General features: G+C 63.9%; 13 protein-coding genes and 2 pseudogenes. 7 read left to right on the top strand and 8 right to left on the bottom strand.

Annotation, left to right across the window (positions count from 1 at the left end; translation table 11 throughout):
• Nucleotides 1-31: 31 nt before the first annotated feature.
• A pseudogene (locus F7Q96_RS18340) lies at nucleotides 32-2,969 on the top strand (Tn3 family transposase).
• A 58-nt stretch (nucleotides 2,970-3,027) separates the two neighbouring features.
• Here the strand turns inward: F7Q96_RS18340 and dsbD are convergent.
• Nucleotides 3,028-4,964 (bottom strand): annotated as a pseudogene (gene dsbD, locus F7Q96_RS18335) (protein-disulfide reductase DsbD).
• Between the two features lie 232 nt (nucleotides 4,965-5,196).
• Between dsbD and F7Q96_RS26865 the strand changes: the two are divergent.
• A complete protein-coding gene (locus F7Q96_RS26865; protein ID WP_170265909.1) occupies nucleotides 5,197-5,382 on the top strand; it encodes a hypothetical protein in 186 nt (61 codons plus the stop codon).
• 162 nt (nucleotides 5,383-5,544) lie between these two features.
• Here the strand turns inward: F7Q96_RS26865 and petA are convergent, their stop codons facing one another.
• From petA to cueR, 7 genes are all read right to left on the bottom strand, one after another.
• Nucleotides 5,545-6,150, bottom strand: coding sequence for a ubiquinol-cytochrome c reductase iron-sulfur subunit (gene petA / locus F7Q96_RS18325; protein ID WP_062799377.1), 606 nt, complete (start codon nucleotides 6,148-6,150; stop codon nucleotides 5,545-5,547).
• Nucleotides 6,151-6,644: 494 nt separating this feature from the next.
• Nucleotides 6,645-6,893: a DUF2933 domain-containing protein gene (locus F7Q96_RS18315; protein WP_062799375.1), complete on the bottom strand. Its 249-nt coding sequence runs from the start codon at nucleotides 6,891-6,893 to the stop codon at nucleotides 6,645-6,647.
• A 45-nt stretch (nucleotides 6,894-6,938) separates the two neighbouring features.
• Nucleotides 6,939-7,241 (bottom strand): hypothetical protein, encoded by a 303-nt coding sequence (locus F7Q96_RS18310; RefSeq protein WP_062799373.1) that lies wholly within the window; start codon nucleotides 7,239-7,241, stop codon nucleotides 6,939-6,941.
• 155 nt (nucleotides 7,242-7,396) lie between these two features.
• Nucleotides 7,397-7,639 (bottom strand): hypothetical protein, encoded by a 243-nt coding sequence (locus tag F7Q96_RS18305; RefSeq protein WP_116359830.1) that lies wholly within the window; start codon nucleotides 7,637-7,639, stop codon nucleotides 7,397-7,399.
• A gap of 120 nt (nucleotides 7,640-7,759) precedes the next feature.
• The gene (locus F7Q96_RS18300; protein ID WP_062799371.1) at nucleotides 7,760-8,017 is read right to left on the bottom strand and encodes a hypothetical protein; all 258 of its coding nucleotides are present in this window, start codon (nucleotides 8,015-8,017) and stop codon (nucleotides 7,760-7,762) included.
• 96 nt (nucleotides 8,018-8,113) lie between these two features.
• The gene (locus F7Q96_RS18295; RefSeq protein WP_371558780.1) at nucleotides 8,114-10,549 is read right to left on the bottom strand and encodes a heavy metal translocating P-type ATPase; all 2,436 of its coding nucleotides are present in this window, start codon (nucleotides 10,547-10,549) and stop codon (nucleotides 8,114-8,116) included.
• A 5-nt stretch (nucleotides 10,550-10,554) separates the two neighbouring features.
• A complete protein-coding gene (gene cueR / locus F7Q96_RS18290) occupies nucleotides 10,555-10,983 on the bottom strand; it encodes a Cu(I)-responsive transcriptional regulator (RefSeq protein ID WP_062799367.1) in 429 nt (142 codons plus the stop codon).
• Between the two features lie 238 nt (nucleotides 10,984-11,221).
• On the opposite strand from cueR, the gene F7Q96_RS18285 reads away from it, so the two are divergent.
• The 5 genes from F7Q96_RS18285 (at nucleotide 11,222) to F7Q96_RS18265 (ending at nucleotide 18,050) form a co-directional block, all read left to right on the top strand.
• Entirely contained in the window at nucleotides 11,222-11,623 is a 402-nt protein-coding gene (locus F7Q96_RS18285; RefSeq protein WP_062799365.1) for a hypothetical protein, read from the top strand.
• A gap of 70 nt (nucleotides 11,624-11,693) precedes the next feature.
• A complete protein-coding gene (locus tag F7Q96_RS18280; protein ID WP_062799363.1) occupies nucleotides 11,694-12,995 on the top strand; it encodes a TolC family protein in 1,302 nt (433 codons plus the stop codon).
• Nucleotides 12,992-14,533 carry an efflux RND transporter periplasmic adaptor subunit gene (locus F7Q96_RS18275; RefSeq protein WP_062799361.1) on the top strand — a complete coding sequence of 514 codons (1,542 nt, stop codon included), beginning with the start codon at nucleotides 12,992-12,994 and terminating at the stop codon, nucleotides 14,531-14,533. Before F7Q96_RS18280 ends, F7Q96_RS18275 begins: the two co-directional genes overlap by 4 nt.
• Nucleotides 14,530-17,700, top strand: coding sequence for an efflux RND transporter permease subunit (locus F7Q96_RS18270; RefSeq protein WP_062799358.1), 3,171 nt, complete (start codon nucleotides 14,530-14,532; stop codon nucleotides 17,698-17,700). Before F7Q96_RS18275 ends, F7Q96_RS18270 begins: the two co-directional genes overlap by 4 nt.
• A complete protein-coding gene (locus F7Q96_RS18265; RefSeq protein ID WP_053821791.1) occupies nucleotides 17,697-18,050 on the top strand; it encodes a copper-binding protein in 354 nt (117 codons plus the stop codon). The genes F7Q96_RS18270 and F7Q96_RS18265 overlap by 4 nt, the downstream gene beginning before the upstream one ends.
• Nucleotides 18,051-18,078: the final 28 nt, after the last annotated feature.

The following is an 18,078-nucleotide window of genomic DNA, read 5'->3' as shown; positions in this document are numbered from 1 at the left end:
CAGCGGTCCGTCTTACGCTTGGGAGAGCGCGATGGATCACTGGCAACTGGCGTATCTGGGCATGCGGCAGATTCCGCGCGAACTCAGCGAGTTTGAGCTTACCACGTTCTTCACCTTCTCCGCCAAAGAGCGGGCCCTGATCCATGCGCGGCGCAGCCATTTGTACCGCTTGGCCTGTGCCGTTCACATTGGCTTTGTCCGCATGACGGGGCGCACCCTCGATGCCTACAAGCAGGTGCCAAAATTCCTCTGGGCCTTTGTGGGCGCGCAACTCGGCATCACGCCGCCGGACATGGGCACGCTGAGCGCGCTGTATGACGGGCGCACCGATACCTTGGTGGACCATCAGATGCTGGCCTACCAAGCCCTGGGGTTCAGCCCGATGGCAGAGCATCAGCGACGTTACGTGACGCGCTGGCTCAAGGAGCGGCTGGCAGGGCAACCGAGCCGCAGTGACCTGCTGCACGAGTTGAAGCGCTGGCTCTACGAGCATCGCATCCTGATTCCGCATGACCGAGCGCTGAAGCGGCTGATCAGCCAGGCCGGAGAGGCATTCGAGTCGGCCCTGGCTGACGCGCTGGTGCAGGCCTACGGCGAGGTTTCCCTCGATGCGTGGGGTGCCCTGCTACCGCGGCCAGAAAACGACCGGCCGAGCCTACAACAATGGCTGTGGGCTGTCCCGCTACGCAATTCGACCCATCAGATGGGCGAGTTGTTCGACAAGATCGACCGCCTGTACAAGCTGGGCATCCACAGCGGTTGGCCGGCAGCCTGCAATGAGGCGGTGGTGCGGCACTATGCGCGGCGCTGTGCCAACCGCCCGGCGTCGGTCAGCAAGCGGGTCGCGCAACAGTCCCGCCGCCTGGAATCGGCTTGCTTTTTACGCTATGCCTTATGCGCGGCCACGGATCAATTGTCGTCCATGCTGCGGCACTGGATTCGCAAATGCGTCAACGATGCCGGACGCCTAATTGACGCGGGCCGACCGGACCCAGGTACCAAGTTGGGGGAATTCGCTGCCGCCGTCAAAGCGCTGGTCGCAGACGAGACGCAGACAAGGGATGCCCTCTGTCAGCAACTGAGCAATCTGGCTGACGAGGCAGCTGGTCAGCATCTAGCGAGCCGTGCCAGCCTCATCCGCGCGCAACTCCTGTCGCGACACAGGCTATCCCGTGCCTTGCTGGGCAGACTGGTTCATCTGCCATTTGCGGCACAGTCGGCCCACCCGGTGATCGAGGCAATGGAGGTACTGCGCAAGCTCTATGCGCGCAGGGCCGACTGGCTCCCTGATCGGGTGATGGTTCGATTGGGACGCGCCTGGCAGCCAGCACTAGAGGGCTTGGATCGCAAGCGGGCCCTGGCCGCCTTCGAGTGGGGGACGCTGTTTGCCCTGCGGGTGGCGCTGCGCAATGGCTCGGTCTTCCTGGACCACAGCTTCGCCTTCCGCAGTCAGGCGGCCCTACTCATCTCCAAAGAGGATTGGCAAGCCCGGCGTAACCATTTCTACGGTCATCTCAAGCTGCCGCAGGACGCCAAGGCGTTCCTCGATCCTGTGGTGGCGCACCTGGACGCGGGGCTCGCCAGGTTGCGCGATGCAGTCCAGCGTGGGGAGCTGAACATTGATAGCGCCATCCATATCGATCCGCTCACGGCAAAGAAACCGGAAGCCTCTGTGGAGGCGCTGCGACGCGCGCTGTTCGAGCGGCACCCCGGTGGACAATTGCCCGAAATCCTGCTGGAGATTGACAGCAGCACCCACTTCAGCTGGCTCCTGCTGGGTCGGGAACCGCATTCGCGCAGCGAGCTGCTGATGATCTACGCTGCAGTGCTGGCGCACGGCACCTCAATGTCGGCGGCGGACCTCGCACGGATGGTGCCGGAGTTGTCGCCCAGCGCGATCCGGCAAATGATGCATCGCATCGCGGACGAGCGCAAACTGCGCCAGGCCGCCGATGCCGTCCTGATCTTCATGCATCAGCACCCGATCGCCCAGCACTGGGGGCGCGCCGATCTGGCGTCGTCGGACATGATGTCGCTGGAGACCACGCGCACAGTCTGGCGGGCACGGGCTGATCCGCGCCGGCGCACGGCATCGATCGGTATGTACACGCATGTCCGGGACCGCTGGGGCATCTTCTATGACCAGCCGATCCTACTGAACGAGCGGCAGGCCGGTGTCGCCATTGAGGGCGTCATCCGCCAGAGCGGATCGGAAGACGTGGCACAACTAGCGGTCGATACCCATGGCTACACCGATTTCGCCATGAGCCTGTCCCGGCTACTTGGCTTCGATCTCTGCCCGCGGCTTGCCCACCTGCGCGATCGCCGCCTGCATGTGCCCAGGGATCACGAGATACCGGCGGAATTGGCTGCGGTGGCGGACGCGGATGTCCGGCTGGTCTTGATCGAACGTGCCTGGGACGAACTGGTCCGGATCGCGGCATCGGTGCAAAGCGGGGCAATGTACGGCAGTGCAGGCCCTGATGCGTTTCGGTGCAGCGGCGAAAGGTCAACCCATCTATGAGGCTGGCGTGCATCTCGGGCGGCTGTTTCGCACGATCTTCCTCATCGACTATTTCACCAATCCCGCGTTCCGCCATGAGATGCAGCATGCCTTGAACCGCGGCGAGGCGGTCCACACGGTGCAGCGGGCCATCCACTATGGCAAGATTCCGTTGGAATTGACCCGGCACGATGCGTCGCTGGCGGCGGTGTCGTCGGCTCTGACCTTGTTGTCCAATGCCGTGATGGCCTGGAACACGCTGCACATGCAGCGCGCGCTGGACGCGATTGAGGCCATCGGCGGCGAATCCATGCGTGCCGAGGATTTGCGCCAGATTGCGCCGACTCGTCTGGAAGGCATCAATTTGCGTGGTACTTTCGATTTTCCGATTGCACGTTACGCCCATCGGCTGCTGCCGAGTGCGACGAGCACGCCGGACTCACCATCGCAGTGGCGCACTGCATAGCCCATTTTTTTTCGGATTGTGCCGTTATCCTCGCGGGTTGGAGTCGGTGATGTCATCCTTAGGGCCTGCCTTCCTTACCGAAGGCGCGCTCGAGGCTATCAAGGAAACGCGATGCGGATTGATAGCCGATGACCCGCACCGGGCTCTCTCGCCCATCGGCGCCGAACAAGATGATGCCGGGCGGCCCGAATAGGCCGAAGCGCTTTAGCAACGCCTTGTCGTCGGCGTTGTTTTGTGTCACATCAGCTCGAAGTACGACAACCCCGGCCAACTGCGTCTGAACTCCGGGATCGCTGAAAGTCGTCTCCATCTCCTTACAGCTGACACACCAGTCGGCATAGAAATCGAGCAGTACCGGCTTGCGGGCCGCAACGGCCTGCGCCAGACGTGCGTCGAGCTCGGCCACCGAGCGGATCCGCGCGAAGTGCACCACCGCGTGGTCGGCGGCGGTGGCTGGCGACGACTGGCGAGTGCGCAGGTGCGACAGAGGCTGCAGCAGATCCCGCCCGCCCGACGCCAGCCCGACCAACAGGATGGTTCCCGCCAGCGCGGCGATCAGGCCCAGGCCCTTGCCCAGCCGGGCCACGCCATGCGGTTTGGGGCCAAGCGAATCGAAGGCGCCCAGGAAAACTGCGGCGATCAGCAGCAGAGCGGCCCACGTTGCCATCACGGCCCAGGGTGGCAATAGCGGGGTGATCACCCAAGTTCGCCTCGCCCAGCAGCAGAAAGCCAAGGCAACGCTTGGTCACCTCCAGCCAGTGCCCGGCGCGCGGCGGGAGATTGCCGGCGGCGACGCCGGCCAGCACCAGCGACAACCCCATGCCGATCGCCAATGCGAATAACGCACCGCCTCCGGTCATGGCATCACCGGTTCGTGCGAGATAGGCGAGCGTGCTCGATAGCGGCGCCGGCATGATGCGCGCGACGGCCAACGCGGACATCGCCCCCAGTGCTGCGGCAGCCCGACGATCCAGCTGCTGTGCGGATGTCGTCGATCGGGGCTGCCGCAGCAGCGCGCGGAGCCCGAACATCGATAGCGCCAGGGCCACGAGCAACGTGGCGAAGGCCCCGAGCGCCCAGGGCGTCAGCAGCCCTGTCAAGACCCTCTCACCGAGCCACCCGGTGGCCATGCCGACGCCGGCATAGGCTACCGCCGAGCCGAGCACGTAGTCTAGCGAGATGATCAGCGCACGGCTGCGTGTCACGTGCTCGCCCACGACGATGGACCAAAGGATCGGCACCATCGGCAGCACGCTCGACGTGACCGTCAGCAGCAGGCCGAAGCCGAGGAAGAGCAGCGCGATTGCCCCAAGCTGGTGGCTGGTCAGCGCGCGAATGATGCGGTCGCCGTCATCGCCATGTGGCACGATCTCCGGTATCGCATGCCCGCCCTGGTATTCGCCCGCTCCGGGAGAGGTTACTGCAGTCGGTGGCACAAGCATCGCCATTGGCGTGCCACCCTCGCGCTTATCAAATAGGCCCGCCGAGCGGGCTGCCGCCCACCTTGTATACGCTCTCCATCGGTGGATAACAGATTCCCTTGTCGGCGCAGCCTTGCGATGTCACGACCAGCGTCCATTCGCCATCCGCAGGAGTGACCTCCACTGGCACGCGAATCTTGACGCCACCATGGTAGATCTCCATCTCCTTGCCAAACGCCTCGTCGTACTTAACCTGCCCTGGTGGAAGCACAGGTGTACCGAGCTTCACCCCTGCCGGCCGGGCAGCAAAGGCGAATCGCTCACGGTAGAGGTGATAGCCGTCCGCGATGTCGAAGTGCACCTCGATGGCGTGTTCGTCGAGTTGCCGGGCCGCAAAGCGCAAGGCCCGCTCAGGCGGCAGAAGATCTTCCTCGCCCACGGCGCGGGAAACGCCAGCGGCGCCCGCGATACAGAGCCACGTGACGAGGAGCAGCCCCAGGAGGAATTGCCCCGGAGCCAAGCGCCATACTCGCCCGGTGTCGCCCGTACGCGCCACTGCCATGCCAGTTTGCATAGCCCACCTCTGGAACTGAATTACCGGCCACGCAATGCCGCGGCTCGTGCCACTTGCATTCCGACCGGTGCCACGTGCCGCCGCAACTCCGTTCAACGGGCATCGTTATCTGGCCCTGCGGCCGATCTGTGCCTCGCCGCATTCATGGGCGCTCATCCCCGCCGGCACCCAACGCACCAGCCGATTCGGGTCATTCGGCTGTATCCACTGACGCTCCCGGGGGAACGTGTAGATGCAAGAACCTCTCGACGGCGATTACCGCCACAATCCCGGCGCCTGGCACGGTGGATTGTCCTACCTCGATGATCGCTTTGGTGATGGCCTCGACGTCGCTTTCCTCCGCGAAGATCTCGATCTTGGTGTGCACGGGTGGTCAGATCGCTCGAGAAGAAATTCCGATACTCGCCGTACCCCTTGACTTTCGTTGCGGTCAATCCGGGCGCGTGGACGGTTGCGAGGCGCTTCTCCAGCTTCTCCAAAAGCTCAGAGGGCACGATGGCAATAACACATATGGTACTCATGGGCGCCTCCTTGACAACGCAGGGTTGGACGATCAGCAGTGCACTGTCGGGGTAAGTCATCATCCGGTTCCATTGCGATCCTGGCCGATCACCAGACGGGTTTCGCCTTGATACGCGTGCGGTGGGATCTCCAGATTGAGCGGCGCTGGGACGTTGCGGAACACGCGGCCGGCCAGGTCAAACTTGGAACCATGGCAAGGGCAAAAAAAGCCACCAGGCCAGTCATCCCCCAAGTCCGCCGCGCCGACGTCCGGGCGATAGGTCGGTACGCATCCCAGATGGGTACAGATGCCTACCGCCACAAAGAAGTCCGGGCGGAGCGAGCGTGTCGCATTACTCGCATACGCGGGCTGCTGGTCCTTCTGGGACAGGGGATCGCTCAACAGGCGATCGTGCCTGCCCAGACGCGCCAGCATGTCGCGGGTCCGGTGCAGTATCCAGACGGGCTTGCCGCGCCAGGCGACGGTGACGAGTCCCCCTGGCTCCACGGCGCCGAGCCTCACATCGACGGGCGCGCCCCGCGACCTTGCGGCGTCGCTTGGCGCCATGCTGGCCACGAATGGCACCATGGCGCCGACCAGGCCTACGCCTCCCATGGCGCCGGTGGCCAGCAGAAGCAATCGGCGCTGGCGTGCGCTCTGTGTGTCTGCCGTCGGATTGTTCATGGCGATTTACTCCAATCCCGGGGGGGCATGTGGCCAGCAACGTGACTGGCTGCCCAACCGCTCACTCCCAGAGCTTGCCCAATAGCTGCGCCCATTGGCAGCGGCCCGGCAAGAACACGGGCACCCGCTTGCGATACGCCTCATAGTCCGCCGCGAAGCGGTGGGCCAGGTCTTGCTCTTCCTGCCTTGCAAGCATCAATTTCCCACAAGGTTGCCGAGTCCCCTTGCTTCGCCATGGCAGGAGGGCACGCACTTGCCCGTCTACTTCAGGCGCTGCTCCCCAGCTTGCACCCGGGCTAGCAAAGACTGAACCCGCCCATCATGCGTTGATGCATCACGAGCATGCCTACCGCGCCAAAGGATGCAGCACGCCGATGATGGCGAACACGATCAAGAGGACTCTCCATATCAACGATTTGTTCACGTGTTACCTCTCTCTTCGTTGGCGGCCCGGGTACGCGTCCGCCATGCGTGCCAATTGCTCTGCCGTCCTGTCACTCCTTGATTCGAAATGGATGGGGCTTCTGCTTTGGCGCTTGCTCGGTCATTCCGCCCACTTGATCGTCCTGCGCGCTCATGCTCTTCATCATCAGCCACATCGACAATGGGCAGATCAAGAGCAGGAGATACGGCCCAATACCCAGGACAAGCGCTCGGACCGGCGGCAATAGGGCATAGGCGGCTGCCAGCATTGCCGCCAGAGCGATGCCTGCGGTGATCATTGCTTTCGGATTGCATTTCATGGTGGTGGTACTCCTTTTCAAATGGTTCGGATCTGGACAGCGTCCTTACTTCGTCGGTGGCGTCTGGATCTTGTCCGCGTACTTGCGCATGATCTCGCCCATCGCCTGCATCATGTCCGCATGCATCTGCATCGAAAGCTTCTCGTTGCCAGGTGGCAGGCCCATCATCGGGCAGCTTCCCATCATGCCGCCGCCCATCATGTGGTCCATCATCATGTCGTGCCCCTTGTCCTGTGCACCCGTCTTGGCGCTTTCGGCGCCACGGGTTGCACCGGCCGCTGCGGACCAGCCGCTGGCGCCAAGCATCACCACGGCTAGGGTTGCGGCTACTAGTGATTTCGTATTCATGGCGATCTCCTTATCGATCGCGATTCAATGACCACGCGCCAATCCAGTACCAGACAAGTGGGCGGGCAGACAGTCAGTCCGGCTCCCTCAGGGCGGATGCCAGAGGCCGGATTGCACGGATGCATGCTTTGCCTGGTCGGCCGAAGCACCCTCAGTCACTTGGACTCGGAAGGCCCCATCGGGCTGCCGCCGCCGGTCGACTGGGAATCCATTTGTTTCATCATTGCATTGCAGCGCGCCAACATCGATGCCTGAGAGGCTGATGTACTGGAGGTCGCCGCAGGGTGTTGCGCTGCAGTGCGCGCGCGATTGATGACGTCCCAGTCGGGACCCGCGAGCGCCTGCGCGGTCGCGACGGCGAGTGAAATGAGAACGAGAGTCTTGAGAGTGGAATGCATGATGATCTTCCCCAGTATTCGGTTTTGTCTGGCTCAACCGCAACGGGTCAGAGCACCCACGCTCGGGTAGAGCCACCAAAGTCAAGCACGTGGCCGAAGTGGGCCACGCGTAGGGATAGATCAGATGCGCAAGCGGGCCGTTGCGAGATAGACCGGACCAGGCGAGTTGTTCGCGCTGTCAGCCGTGTGGAAGATGCGGAAGGTGTATGGCGTGGGCGGCAGAACGTGTTCAAGCCCAGCCATAGTCGGCAAGACACCGAGATCGGGCCCGTGACCGTTGCTGTCGGCCCAGTGCCGACCGTCCTGTTGATGGTCAGCGCACAAGGCCAACAACAGCAGCGCAAGCAAGCGAGTGAAGGGGCTGCGGCTATGCTTCATGAATCACGCCAGCATTTGTCCTAGTCTAGCCCCCCGATCTGGGCAGCAAGGCAAGGAGACACGGGTTGGTAGAGTCGAATTCACACATGACAATAGCTACGCCACGCGGCGTCTGAGTCGTAGCGCATTGGAGATCACTGAAACGGAACTCAGGCTCATGGCCAATGCCGCGATCATCGGCGACAGCAACCAGCCGGTGAACGGGTACAGCAACCCCGCCGCCAGCGGGATACCCAGCGCGTTATAGATAAAGGCGAAGCCCAGGTTCTGCCGCATGTTGGCGATAGTGGCCTCGGAGAGTTCGCGTGCTCGGGCGATACCGCGCAGATCGCCCTTGACGAGGGTCATCTGGGCGCTGTGCATCGCCACATCTGTGCCGGTTCCCATCGCAACGCCCACATCGGCCTTTGCCAATGCCGGCGCGTCGTTGATGCCGTCGCCCGCCATCGCAACCACGCGGCCTTCCCCTTGCAGCTTCTCGACGAGCGCCAGCTTGTCGGCCGGCTTCACTTCGCCATGAAACTCGTCGATGCCCAGGCGACCGGCTACCGCCTTCGCCGTGACAGCGCCGTCACCTGTCGCCATCACCACGCGGACCCCGGCTTGCCTGAGCGTCATCAGAGCCTCGGGCGTGCTGGCCTTGACGGGGTCGGAGACGGCAAGCAGACCGGCCAATGTTCGATCTGCCGCCAGATACATGACACTGGCGCCTTGCTGCCGCAGGGTATCCGCCTGAGACGCCAGTGGTGCAACGTCGACCTGTTCCTGCTGCATCAGGGCGGTGTTGCCCAGCACGAGCTGGTGGCCACCGACGCGGCCGCGTACCCCCATGCCCGTGTCCGAGGCGAAATCCTCCGCCTTCGCCAGGGCCAGGCCGCGCTCACGCGCGGCGGTGACGAGGGTCGCGGCTAGCGGATGTTCGCTGCCCTGGTCGAGGCTCGCGGCCAAACGAAGCACCTCGGTTTCCGTGAACGGATCGACACGATAGGCCCGTTCAAAACTCGGACGGCCTTCTGTCAGCGTGCCGGTCTTGTCCACGATCAGGGTGTCGACCTTGCGGAATTGCTCGATGGCCGCCGCGTCCCGGAACAGAATGCCCTTGGTCGCGCCATTCCCGCTGGCCACCATGATGGATGGGGTGGCCAATCCCAGCGCGCAGGGACAGGCAATGATCAGTACAGCCACCGCATTGACCAGGCCAAAGACCCAGCTCGGCTCGGGGCCGAAGACGCCCCAGGCGAAGAACGTGAGCAAGGCGATGGTTACGACCACCACCACGAACACGCCGGCGACCCGGTCCGCCATCCGCTGCATCGGCGCCTTGGAGCGCTGTGCCTGGGCCACCATCTGCACGATCTGCGACAGCACCGTCTGGGCGCCGACCTTTTCTGAGCGCATCACCAGGCTGCCCGAGGTGTTGATGGTGGCGCCGATCACGTGGTCGCCGACGCGCTTGGAGACGGGCAGAGGCTCACCGGTGATCATCGATTCGTCGATGGCGCTGGCCCCTTCGTTCACGACGCCATCCGTGGGCACCTTTTCGTCGGGCCGGACCCTCAGGAGATCGCCGACATGCACGTGCGTGAGCGGAATATCGGCCTCGCTGCCGTCCGGATTGAGGCGGCGTGCCGTCTTGGGGGCCAGGCCGAGCAGCGACTTGATGGCTGCCGAGGTCTGCGAGCGCGCCCGCAACTCGAAGATCTGGCCGAGCAACGTCAGCGAAATGATGACGGCCGCGGCTTCGAAGTAGACCGCGATCCGGCCGTGCATGAGAAAGGCGCGGGGAAACAGCTCTGGGGCAACGGTGGCGGCGACGCTGTAGACGAACGCCGTACCCGTACCCAGACCGATCAGCGTCCACATGTTCGGGCTGCGGTTTCGGAACGACTGGAGGCAGCGGACGTAGATGGGCCAGCCTGCCCAGAGGACCACCGGTGCGGACAAGACGAGTTCCACCCAGCTTTGCGTCGCGGGCTCCAGCACCCCGAGGCGGTCCCCAAGCATCACCAGCGACACGACGGCGATCGTCAGCGGCAAGGTCCACCAGAAGCGATGGCGAAACGCCGCGAGTTCGGGATTCTGGTCGTCGTCGAGGCTTGGCATGAGCGGCTCGAGTGCCATGCCGCACTTTGGGCACGTCCCGGGATGGTCCTCGCGGATTTCGGGGTGCATCGGGCACGTATAGGTCGTGCCCGGCGCCGTCTCGCCTTCATCGGGCGCCGAAACGCTTGGTGTCTCGACATAGCGCGTCGGCTCGGCCTCGAACCGCTTCTGGCAGCCGGCACTGCAGAAGAAGTATTGTGCCCCGGCATAGCTTGCCTGGTATGGCACATCCCGCATGACCGTCATTCCACACACAGGATCGCGTGCACTGGCCCCACAGACGGCAGCGCCGTGACTGGTGGAATCATGGTCTCGTCGATTCGGCGCATTTCCGCTGCCGTGCCCTACGTGCTCATCGTCTCGCGCTGCTGCCATCGCGTGATGTGAGGCAGGGTCGAGAGATTGCCGTTGTCGATCGCTCGTGGTCATCGCGCTCACTGCCTGGTTGCACGTACTGCCGCTCGATGTTTCGGCGGTTCGCCGCTGAACTCATCCAGGATCGGGCATTCGGGGCGGTCATCGCCTTCGCAATGTCGCGACAAGTACAGGAGCGTGTCACGCATGCTGGACAGTGAGGCAATGCGGGCGTCCAGCTCCTGGATTCGCTGTTCCGCAATCGCCTTTACCGTTGCACTCGCGCGCCGTTTGTTTTGCCACAACCCGAGCAACTCGCGGATCTGGGCCATCGAGAAGCCCATCGCCCGCGCTCGCCCAATGAAGCGCAGGGTATGAATGTCAGCTTGACCATACACCCGGTAGTTCCCCGCGCTGCGTGCGGCTGAAGTCACAAGACCAACGCTTTCGTAGTAGCGGATCATCTTGGCCGAGACGCCGGATGCGCCGGCGGCTTGTCCAATATTCATGATGTGCTCCTTACCTTCAATCCCTGTTGTCTCGGACACGCAACTTGAGCAAGCTGCGGGGTGGATGGCATCCAGGGTTCGATGACTCAACGATAGACCTTGCCCCGGTGGGAAGGTCAAGGACACGATCCTTCGGAAACTTGGGCCACGTTGCGAGAAGACCCGGGGCGAAAGGTCCGGTTGCATTACCCGCAAAAGACAGTATCCTTGCGACTATCACGCCCACCGCAAAGAACTCTTGCGTCACTCGGTCCGCCGGCATCCCTGGTTCGCCGGCCTCCTTCTCGTTGTGTTTCTGACAGTCCAACTGGCAGCGGCCGCGTACGCCTGTACCGGTAGCCGCTATCAGGTGGAAGGCAGCGGCACGACGGCGGCAATGACCGAATCCTGTGCCGATATGGCGGCTGGCGGTAGCGACCAAGGCACTGACCAGAGTGCGCTCTGCCTGGCGCACTGCCAGGCAGATTCCAAGAGCGCGGACCATGTTTCACCGCAGCTTCCGGCCTTCCTGCCAGTGCTGAAGAGCGTCGTGGAACCCACGCGCGTGGTCACGGCCGAGGTTCGCATCGCGCTGCGCGCCGAGGTCGAGGCGCGCGGCCCGCCGCCCCTGAACATCCTTCACTGCAGTTTTCAAACGTAGCCTCCAGATCGACGCCCATTCGGTGCTGCCCAGCTAGACTCGGGTAGCTGTCGTCGTTCACGGAGGCTTTATGCTTTTTCCTCGTCGCCTGACGCTGGCGCTGCTTTGCGCGCCTGCCTTCAGCATGGCGGTGTCGCATGCCGCGGCTGCGCAATCTGCCCCTTCTCTTTCCCTCGAGGAGACCGTCGCGCTCGCGACCACTCACGCCGGCGATGCCGAATCCTCGCGAGGCGCCGTCGAGGCAGCCGTGCAAATGGCGGTTTCCGCCGGCCAATTGCCGGACCCGGTGCTCAAACTTGGACTCAACAACGTCCCCGTGACCGGGCCGGACCAGTTCTCGCTCACGCGGGATTTCATGACCATGCGGTCCATCAGCGTGATGCAGGAATTCACGCGCTCGGACAAGCGCCGCGCCAAGGCGGCGCGCTTTGAAGCCGAGGCGACTGCCGCCGAGGCGCAGCGCGCGGTCGGACTGGCCAACGTGCAACGGAATGCCGTCGGTGCCTGGCTCGATCGGTGGTATGCCGAGCAGACCGGTGTCCTGCTAGGCCATCACGGCCATCCCCTGGACCTGGCGCTCCAGGCGGCGACCGCCGCCTATCGCAGCGGGCGTGGCACGCGTGCGGATGTCTTGGCGATGGAGCTGGAAGTCCAGAAGCTGCATGACCGCCTCGACGAAAACCGGGCCGCCGTAGCCACCGCCATGCTTAATCTGCAGCGCTGGGTCGGGCCTGCGGCTAACCGCACACTGTCGCAGCGCCCGCCGCTCGACGTACCCCAGAGCATTCAGCAACTGGCGAAAGACGAATTCGACGCGGTTCCCGAGATCGCGGCGGCACGGCGCGACGTGGCCCTGGCCGAGTCGGAGATCCAGGTGGCAACGGAGGCCAGGACACCAGATGTGACGGTCGAGCTGATGTACAGCCAGCGCGGCCCAGCCTTCTCCAACATGGGGTCGATCAACGTCAGCTTCCCGGTGCCCTGGGACCGGGGCAATCGCCAAGACCGCGACGTCGCTGCCCGGCTGGCACAGGCCAATGAAGCGCGTGCCAAGTCCGAAATCATCCGGCGCAATACCCAGGCCATGGTAGGCGCCAAACTTGCCGAGCTGCAGCGCAACCTTGAGCGGCTCCAACGCTACGACGAGAAGACCTTACCGCTCGCCAATCAGCAGGCGGAGGCAGCGCTCACGGCATACCGGGCCAATACCGGATCGCTGCTTGCCGTCGCCGAGGCCAACCATCGCGCCATCGACACAGCGGTGGAGCGGCTGACGCTGGAGGCCAGGACGGCAAAGCTGTGGGCCGACTTGACCTTCCTGATCCCGCTGCCTACCGCGCAGACCGAGCCAGCCACCAAGGAACGCAAATGAAGAAACCAGTCATTGCCGCGGTCGCCGGCGTCGTTGTCATCGGTGCCGCCCTCTATGGCGCCTACCACCTCGGCGTCATGCGCGGCACACAATCTGCGCAGACGGCCGCGCCAGGCGCGGCGTCTGCGCTCAAAGCAGGCGACACCGATCCGAACACTGGCAAGAAGATCCTGTACTGGCACGATCCGATGGTACCCGGCCAGCGTTTCGACAAGCCAGGCAAGTCCCCTTTCATGGACATGCAGCTCGTGCCCGTTTATGCGGATGGGGATGCCGGAGGCAGCGGAGGCAGCGGCGTCACGGTCGACAGCCGTGTCGCGCAGAATTTGGGCATCCGCACGACTGAGGTCAAGGCGAGCCGGATGAGCGCCGTGCTCGAGGCACCTGGCAATGTCGCCATTGACGAGCGCAGTGTCCAGGTGATCCAGGCGCGGACGAATGCCTTCGTCCAGCACGTAGCGGTCAAAGCGACCCTCGACCCGGTCCGGCGCGGCCAAGCACTGGTGACGCTGTACTCGCCCGATTGGGTGGCCGCGCAAGAGGAATATCTTGCCGTGTCCCGCATGGCCGCGGGTGGCCAATCCGACCTGCGCAGCGCGGCCAAGGCCCGCATGCTGCAGGCTGGCATGACCCCCGGCCAGGTCAGCACCGTCGAATCATCCGGCAAGCTCCAGCCTACTCTTGGCATTGTGAGCCCCGTCGACGGCCTTGTGACAGAGGTTGCGGTCCGGGAGGGCATGACTGTGTCTCCTGGCATGACCCTGTTTCGCCTGGCCGACCTGAGCCAGGTCTGGGTGATTGCCGAGGTACCGGAGGGACAAGCCCACGCCATCGCTCCGGGCCGGGCGGTCAAGGTGTCGCCGACCGGCGCAACCGAGTCAATCGTTGGCAAGGTCGATACCGTCCTGCCCGATGTCAATCCGGCCACGCGAACCATCAAGGTGCGCATTGTCCTGCCCAACAAGGGCAGGCACCTGTTGCCGGGGATGTTCGTGACGGTCCGGTTTGACAGCGGTGATCAGAAGGAATTGCTGATGATTCCGCTGGAGTCCGTCATCCGCACCGGCCAGCGCAGCATCGTCATGGTCGATGCGGGCAAGGCCGGCTTTGTGGCAACCGAAGTCAAGACCGGGCGCGAGGCCGCCGGCATGGTCGAGGTGCTGGACGGGCTGAAAGCGGGGCAGAAAGTGGTCACCTCCGGGCAGTTCCTCATCGATTCGGAAGCCAGCTTGCGTGGCACGGCCGAACGCATGAGCGCCACGACAGCGGCTTCCGCGCCGGCTGCGGCTGCGCCCGAGCACGAGGGCGTCGGGCGCATCGAGGCCGTGACGCGCGAAGGCCTGACCATCTCGCACGGGCCGATTCCCTCGGCACAGTGGGGCGCGATGACCATGGATTTCGCCGCGCCGCCTGCCGGCCTGCCGAAGGGGCTCAAGACCGGCGACCGCATCCGGTTCCGCTTCCACCTGGACAAGGATGGCCTGGCGATCCTGTCCGCAGTCGAGCCGGCCGGCACCACCCAGGGGGCCAAGCCATGATCGCCCGGCTCATTCTTGCTTCCATCCGCAACCGTTTCCTGGTCCTGCTGGTCACGGTCATGCTGACCGCCTGGGGACTGTGGGCCGTGCGCAGCACGCCGCTCGACGCGTTGCCGGACTTGTCCGATGTGCAAGTGATCATCCGCACGCCGTTTCCCGGCCAGGCGCCACAGATTGTCGAGAACCAGGTCACCTATCCACTGACCACGACCATGCTGTCGGTCCCGGGCGCCAAGACCGTACGCGGCTACTCGTTCTTCGGTGACTCGTTTGTCTATGTGCTATTCGAGGACGGCACCGACCTGTATTGGGCGCGCTCCCGCGTGCTGGAATATCTGAACCAGGTGCAATCCCGCCTGCCCGGCGCCGCCAAGCCGGCGCTGGGGCCGGACGCCACCGGCGTCGGCTGGATCTACGAGTACACGCTGGTGGACAAGACCGGCCAGCACGACCTCAGTCAACTGCGTGCGCTCCAGGACTGGTTCTTGCGCTTCGAGCTGAAATCGCTGCCCAATGTTGCCGAGGTCGCGTCCCTCGGCGGCATGGTGAAGCAGTTCCAGGTCGTCCTGATGCCGGACCGGCTACGCGCCTACAACCTGTCGCAGGGCAAGGTGCTTACGGCGCTCAAGGGCGCCAACCAGGAAACCGGCGGCTCGGTGCTGGAATTGGGCGAGGCGGAGTACATGGTCCGGGCCAGCGGCTACCTGAAGACGCTCGATGATTTCCGGCAGATCCCGCTGGTGACCAGCGACGCCGGCATCCCGGTGCGGCTGGGCGATGTCGCCACCGTCCAGCTTGGTCCCGAGATGCGGCGCGGCATCGCCGAGCTCGACGGCCAGGGAGAGGTCGCCGGCGGTGTCATCGTGATGCGCTCGGGCAAGAACGCGCTGGAAACCATCGAAGCGGTCAAAGCCAAACTCGCCACGCTGCAGAAGAGCCTGCCGGCAGGCGTCCAGATCGTCACCACGTACGATCGCTCCGCCCTGATCAACCGGGCGGTGGAAAACCTGACCCACAAGCTGATCGAAGAGTTTATCGTCGTCGCGGTGGTCTGCCTGGTTTTCCTGTTCCACCTGCGCTCCGCGCTGGTTGCCATCGTTTCATTGCCGCTGGGTGTGCTGGCCGCGTTTCTGGTCATGCGATACCAGGGTGTCAATGCCAACATCATGTCGCTGGGCGGCATCGCCATTGCCATCGGCGCCATGGTCGATGCCGCGGTCGTCATGATCGAGAACGCGCACAAGCATCTCGAGCATTGGCATGCGGATAAGCCCGGCCTGGATCTCACCGGCCATGAACGCTGGAGCGTGATCGGCGAGTCGGCGGCTGAGGTTGGACCGGCGCTGTTCTTCTCGCTGCTGATCATCACGCTGTCATTCATTCCGGTGTTCACGCTGGAGGCGCAGGAGGGCCGACTGTTTTCGCCGCTGGCCTTTACCAAGACCTACTCCATGGCCGCGGCGGCGGGCCTCTCCGTCACCCTGGTGCCGGTCCTGATGGGCTACATGATCCGTGGCAGGATCCCCACGGAGCAGTCCAATCCCCTCAGTCGGTGGCTGATTCGCGCCTATCAGCCAGTGTTGGCCAAGGTGCTCACCTACCCGAAGACCACTGTAGCGATCGCGGCAATTCTGCTCGTCGCGACCGCCTGGCCGATCATGCGAATTGGCGGCGAGTTCATGCCGCCTCTCGATGAGGGTGACCTACTCTACATGCCGTCGGCGCTCCCGGGGCTGTCCACCGGCAAGGCAGCGCAGTTGCTGCAGCAGACCGACCGCCTAATCAAGACCGTTCCCGAGGTAGCCACCGTGTTTGGCAAGGCCGGCCGCGCCGACACGGCGACCGACCCGGCGCCCATCGAGATGTTCGAAACCACCATCCAGTTCAAGCCGCGCGACCAGTGGCGTTCCGGCATGACGACGGACAAGCTGGTGGAGGAGCTCGACCGCGTGGTGAAGGTGCCCGGCCTGTCCAATATCTGGGTGCCGCCGATCCGCAACCGCATCGACATGCTCGCCACCGGCATCAAGAGCCCGGTCGGCATTAAGGTGGCGGGCACCGACCTGAAGGAAATTGACCGACTGGCCACGAGGATCGAGGATGCTGTCAAGGCGGTGCCGGGCGTCACCTCTGCACTCGCCGAACGCCTGTCCGGCGGGCGCTACGTCGATGTCGACATAGACCGGATGGCCGCCGGGCGATATGGGCTCAACATCGAGGATGTCCAGAGCATCGTGTCCTCGGCCATCGGTGGCGACAACGTCGGGGAAGTGGTCGACGGGCTGGCGCGCTTTCCGATCAATGTGCGTTATCCACGGGACTACCGCGACTCGGTGGAACAACTGCGCAGCCTGCCCATTGTCACCGACCGTGGCCAGCATATCACGCTGTCCGACGTGGCGCGCCTCCAGGTGGTGCAAGGACCGCCGATGCTGCGCAGCGAAAACGCCCGCCTGTCGGGCTGGGTGTACGTCGATATTCGCGGACGTGACCTGCGTTCGGCCGTCCAGGACATGCAGGCCGCCGTGGCCAAGGCGGTCCCGATGCCAGCGGGCTATTCCCTCAGTTGGTCGGGTCAGTTCGAGTATCTGGAGCGGGCCACCGCGAAGCTGAAGGTGGTGGTGCCGTTCACGCTGCTGATCATCTTCGTGTTGCTGTACCTGGTGTTCGGCCGTCTCGATGAAGCGCTACTGATCATGGGCACGCTGCCGCTGGCGCTCATCGGCGGATTCTGGCTGCTTTACTTGCTGGGCTACAACCTTTCGGTAGCGGGGGTTGTCGGCTTTATCGCCCTTGCCGGCGTGGCAGCCGAGTTCGGCGTCATCATGCTGCTCTACCTGAAGCAAGCCTGGAGCGAACGCGAGGGCCGAGGCGAAACCAGCGTGTCCGCATTGCTGGACGCCATTCAGGAAGGGGCAGTGCTGCGGGTCCGCCCCAAGGCCATGACCGTCGCTGTCATTCTTGCCGGCCTGATTCCCATCATGTGGTCGCATGGCACCGGCTCGGAGGTCATGCAGCGCATTGCGGCTCCGATGGTTGGCGGCATGGTCACCGCGCCATTGCTTTCCCTGTTTGTTGTGCCGGCGGTGTACTTGCTGATACGCAGACGGCAGGCCGAATCTGTCTCACTTTCCACCCACCCCTCACTCCCGGAGGAATCACAATGAAATACGTCAAAACTCTTGCCATCATGGCTGCTCTCGCTGCCACACCGGCTGCGTTCGCGGCAGGGTCGATGGACGGCATGGATATGAAGGGCATGGACATGAAGCCGTCAGCCGAAACGAAGCAGGCCCCCCACCCGGTTGCGGCAGAGGTAAAGAAGATCGATGCGAAGGCAGGGAAAGTTACCCTCAAGCACGGCCCGATCGAAAATCTCGGCATGTCCGCCATGACCATGGCGTTCCCGGTCAAGGATCGCGCTTCGTTGAAGGACTTCAAGGAAGGTGATGCGGTTACCGCCGTATTCGACACGGTCGACGGCAAGCCGACAGTCGTGGACATGCAGCGCAAGTAAAACTCAGGCGGCACCACCGCTCGCATCG

The sequence above is a fragment of the Cupriavidus gilardii genome (genome assembly GCF_008801915.1).
Lineage (GTDB): Bacteria > Pseudomonadota > Gammaproteobacteria > Burkholderiales > Burkholderiaceae > Cupriavidus > Cupriavidus gilardii.
The sequence above is the reverse complement of the archived record's forward strand: the minus strand, read 5'-3'. Positions and strand labels throughout refer to the sequence as shown.